This window comes from uncultured Campylobacter sp. (assembly GCF_938031315.1).
GTDB lineage: Bacteria > Campylobacterota > Campylobacteria > Campylobacterales > Campylobacteraceae > Campylobacter_B.
In genome coordinates this window covers 1-4,416 of sequence record NZ_CALHHT010000176.1, presented here as the reverse complement: position 1 = coordinate 4,416, position 4,416 = coordinate 1, and the positions used below count along the sequence as shown (strand labels likewise).

3 protein-coding genes are annotated in these 4,416 nt (G+C 48.7%); all 3 read right to left on the bottom strand.

Annotated features, from left to right (window positions below; genetic code table 11):
* Positions 1-178 precede the first annotated feature (178 nt).
* A complete protein-coding gene (locus tag Q0236_RS04650; protein WP_297915579.1) occupies positions 179-970 on the bottom strand; it encodes a class I SAM-dependent methyltransferase in 792 nt (263 codons plus the stop codon).
* A gap of 119 nt (positions 971-1,089) precedes the next feature.
* Positions 1,090-3,165 carry a TonB-dependent receptor gene (locus Q0236_RS04645; RefSeq protein ID WP_297915577.1) on the bottom strand — a complete coding sequence of 692 codons (2,076 nt, stop codon included), beginning with the start codon at positions 3,163-3,165 and terminating at the stop codon, positions 1,090-1,092.
* 257 nt (positions 3,166-3,422) lie between these two features.
* Positions 3,423-3,911 carry a chemotaxis protein gene (locus Q0236_RS04640; RefSeq protein ID WP_297915575.1) on the bottom strand — a complete coding sequence of 163 codons (489 nt, stop codon included), beginning with the start codon at positions 3,909-3,911 and terminating at the stop codon, positions 3,423-3,425.
* Between the last annotated feature and the right edge of the window lie 505 nt (positions 3,912-4,416).

The window sequence follows — 4,416 nt, the reverse complement described above, 5'->3', positions numbered from 1 at the left end:
TCAATCAAGATGTCTTAAATGCTCTTGATGCCGAAATACAAGACGATGAAGTGCTTCTTTTTAGAGAACAGTCACTATGAAATAGTGAAAAAATAGTAAATTTAAAATTTATAGGAAAATTATTAAAATACGAATTTGTTAGGAGGGCATGGTAGATCATCAACTTTACAAAGGCTCTCTATTTTTTGCCCATCAGAAGCTTTGAGCTGCCTAGCATTAGCCATTTGGCTTCGCGCGGGCCCATAAAAAGCCCCTGCGTCGTATCTATAAGCTCGACCCGCTCATAGCCCTGCTCCTTAAGCCGCGCGATGAAAGCGTCCATGTCGCCGTAGTTTCCGCGCGAAAAAAGATCGTGGATCGCGAAGCTGCCGCCCTTTTTAAGCACGCGGAGCGTCTCTAAAAGCAGCTCCTGGCGGTCCTTGCGCATGATGTTGTGATAGACGTAGTTGCTTGCAACCGCATCGAAGCTGCCGTCCTCAAAGGGCAGCTGCGTGGCGTCGGCCTGCTCGAAGCTAGTGTTTTGCACCCCTTCGGCGCGCGCGTTGGATTCGCACAGCTGCTTGTTAAAAGACGCATACTCAAAGCCCCAGCGATCGACGCCTAGCACCGATGCGTGCGGATTGCGCTTAGCCACGGCGATCGTTAGCGCGCCGCTGCCGCAGCCCACGTCCAGCCCGCGCCCGCCCTCAGGCAGATCTACGTATTTCGCCGTACCCTCTACGATCGCGCGCGAGAGTTGGCGCTTGCCGCCGTAATCAAACGCGCGGTACCACACGACGCAGTAGATCGTAAAGCCGATCAAAACCAGCGCCGCTGCGCCGAAAAGCCCCGCAAGAAACCACCTCAGCACGCCGCCCACGAAGGCGCCGAAAACGCCGAAAACCAAAAACAAAACTAATGCTATGCCCGCACCTGCGGCAAAGCTCGCGATCATACCCTTAGGCACCCAGTTTTTATAGTCCGGTTTCATCTTCGCTCCTTTTATTAAATTTAATCCCGCGGCGGCAAAGCGCGCTGCGGCGAAATTTTAAATTCCGCCCATAAATTTTAAATTTCGCAGCTCAAACCTCGCTTAAATTTAAACGCACGCTAATAGGTGTATTTAAACTCCGCGTAATAGTTGCGCCCTGGAGCCGGAGTATAGACGTCCGAGCGTAAATTTTGGTTGTAATTATACTCCTCGTCAAAGACGTTTTTGACTCCCGCGCTTATCAAAAATCCGCTTGCGAAGCGGTACGCAGCGCCCAGATCCACGATCGTGCGCGAGTCGATCCTATCGTGGTTGGCGTCGTGAGATGATGAGAAATATTTAAAATCGCTCATCAGCGTTAAATTTCTAATCGGCTCGTAATCGACGCCCAAAACGAACTTCGAGCGCTCCACCAGCGGAACCTGCTTACCCTTATTCGCGCCGGATTGGATCTTGGCGTCCACGTATGAAAAGGTCTCGCTGAGCTTTAAATTTGAAAGCAGACTTTGCTCTGCATACAGCTCCACGCCCTTGCGGCGCGTCTCGTCGATATTGATAAAATGCCAACCGTCGGTGATCGAGCTGCCCAGGGTTTCGTTTACGATCTCGTTTTTCGTATCGGTCCAAAACAGCGTCGCGCTTACGTATTGCCCATAGATTAGATCCTTCATGCCGATCTCGTAGGTTTTAAAGGTTTCGGATTTGAGGTTATTAAGCACGTAAGGGCCGCTAGAACTTAGCTTATCGATGAGCTGATTAGGACCCGGCGAGATATAGCCGCGCTCAAATTTAAAATATAGATTGCCGTCTTTGGAATAATTAAAATTCGGCGTAATCTCAAAAGCGTAGTTGTTTTTATGATCGCTTACTCGGGTACTATTTTGCGTCTGCGAGATTATGTTTCCCATCCTTTTTATAGTAGTCGAAACTCTGCGATTTACTTTGTATTCGGCGCGCTCAAACCGCCCGCCAGCACTAAGTGAAAATAGCTCCGTGAAGTCGTGCTTTTCTAAGGCATAAACCGAGTGCGTCTGTTTTTGCATATCAAAGATCGTAAGTTGTGAAAGGCTCATCATAGGATTTATCGCGGTATTAAAATCGATCCTGCGGAAGCCCTTGTTTTTGAGATAATCATATCCCGCTATGAGCTCGTCGTTATCATAGGTAAGCTTGCCTTTTAAATTTGCCCCCTCTTTGCGATCTTTCATCACAAAGCCCTTTTGTAAAATTCTAATATCTTGGTAATAAGGCTGTAAATTTGCTTCAAATCTATCGCCGAATTTCACCGCATAATCCAAGTCAAAATTTAGTCGCGTGCTTTTGGTAAAGGTCCTCTCACCTCCTTGTTGGCGACGATCTTCCTTGAGCTCAACAAGCCCTAAACCCGGTACATCATGCGTCCTAGCGCGATAAAAGCTCGGATTAAAAGAGAGGCTTTGGTCATCTGAAATTTTATAATTTAGTCCAAATGATGTATAGTAGCCTCGCTCTCTTTCACCCTTACGGTATCCATGCTGATCAAAGCCCTTTATTGCGGTCTTTAGAAATAGATTTTCGCTCACATTCCCGCCTGCGCCGAAATTTAGATCTTTATAATTATACGACGCGATCTTGGTGGAGACATTGGCGTATGGGTATTTTGCGCCCTTTTTTGTGATGATATTTATCACGCCGCCGCTGGTGCCGCTGCCGTAAAGCACGCTACCGCCGCCGGGGATGATCTCCACGCGCTCGATATCTTCGATTGGAACTAGATCGATCGGGATGCTCGTCGGCGTCGTGTCGATCATATTGAGCGCGACTCCGTTAAGAAGGACTTTGACGGAGGTATTTGCCTTCTGACCCTGTCCGCGCAGATCGACCGTATCGCCGTGAAAGCTAACCCCCGGCGCCTTTTCTAAAATTTCGCGCAGATCGCGGTAGCCGCGGTTTTCCATATCCTCCGCGGTGATGACCGAGACGTTGCGAACCTCGTTTTTAAGCATATCCTCAAAGCCCGTTGCGGTAACTACGATGGTGCCCAGCTTTGTGGCGTTCGCGCCGGAAGCGCTTTTAGGAGCGGCGGAATTTACCGCTTGCGCGCTAGGCGCGCTGATATTTTCGGACGTAGCGTTGTTTTCGGCTCCGTTTAGTTGTAAGGCGGCGCACAAACTTAACGCAATCGCAGCATTTGAAAGATAAAATTTCTTAAACATCACTCTCCCCTATTTAAAATTAGAATTTTGCGAATGATTTGCAAATGCTATATTATAATTTCTCTTGATTAAATAATAATAAATTTCAAAGATTAAAGATAGATTTTTTAAAATTTAGGCGTAGTTTGGATGAAATTTTGATTTCGAGCGTTTTGCTGGGCGCGATAAAATTTCGGTTTTAAATTTAGACTCTTTAGTGGTTTTTATTTCTTAAAGCGGCGAGTTTATGGAGCGAATTCGGATTGGAATTTTAAAATTTAGACCTTGTATTTGCCCGCTTTGCCGAATTTCGCCTCGATTAAAAGTACCAAAATGAAGAAAATTTTTTCGTCGTTGAGCTTCGCAAGCTCGCGCAGGCCTTGATCTGCGCTTACAAGCTTGATGCCGTTTGATTTCAAAATCGTAGCGAGCTCGTCCGGCTCAAAGCCCATTTTACCAGCGATCTCTCTAATATTATAGGACTCGATCGCGCCTATGATGCGATCCATATTACAAAAGCCGGGATTTTTGCGGCTCAAAACCACGTCCAAAAACTCGCCCCAGAGCTTTACGAGCTTCTTTCGCCTTGTGATTATATGCAAGATCGCGACGCAAAGCAGGCCGAATCCAGCGATCTTATGCAGGCTCATCCACGCCTCGTCATATTCGCCGCGCGCGAAATTAGCGCCCGAAAAGCCCAAAATGCAAAGCGCGCAGCCTAGCAGCACGATGAGCGCAAATTTATAAACAATCCCCGCTTTAAGCATAAAATCTCCTTGCTTCGTTTTTAAAATTTATCGGCTTAGGCGTAGCGCACGCGAACGCTACGGCGGCGTTATGTCTCGTCGGTCGCCGCTATCGTATTGCCTCGGCGTTATTGCGCCACCCGCACCGCTGTTTCACTTATACGCTCCGCGGGTCGCCATCATCGTATCGCTGTTTGCGCTACTTGCACTGCGTCTTACCTACATACGCATCCTGTCGATCGCGGTTGCCATATTGCGGCATTTTATGCTGTCGTCGCCGCAATCACGCCGCGCCGTCTTGTGCTGCCGATCCGCCGTCACGGCCGTGCTGTTCGCTTCGATCGTAGCGCCGTTACGATGATGATTTGCCCGAGCGAAGGTTATGTCATACGGCGCCGAGTAGGTACGTATCGCCGCTCCGCTTCTCGATCACGGCGTGCCGTCTGCGCCGCCGATGTGTTATACACGCCATCCGACGCGCTACCGACTTATTGCGACGCCCACGCATCGCGCCGCTTACGTAGCC

Coding starts and splice junctions, on each gene's coding strand:
- Q0236_RS04650 (WP_297915579.1), bottom strand. CDS start 970: ATGAAACCGGACTATAAAAACTGGGTGCCTAAGGGTATGATCGCGAGC.
- Q0236_RS04645 (WP_297915577.1), bottom strand. CDS start 3,165: ATGTTTAAGAAATTTTATCTTTCAAATGCTGCGATTGCGTTAAGTTTG.
- Q0236_RS04640 (WP_297915575.1), bottom strand. CDS start 3,911: ATGCTTAAAGCGGGGATTGTTTATAAATTTGCGCTCATCGTGCTGCTA.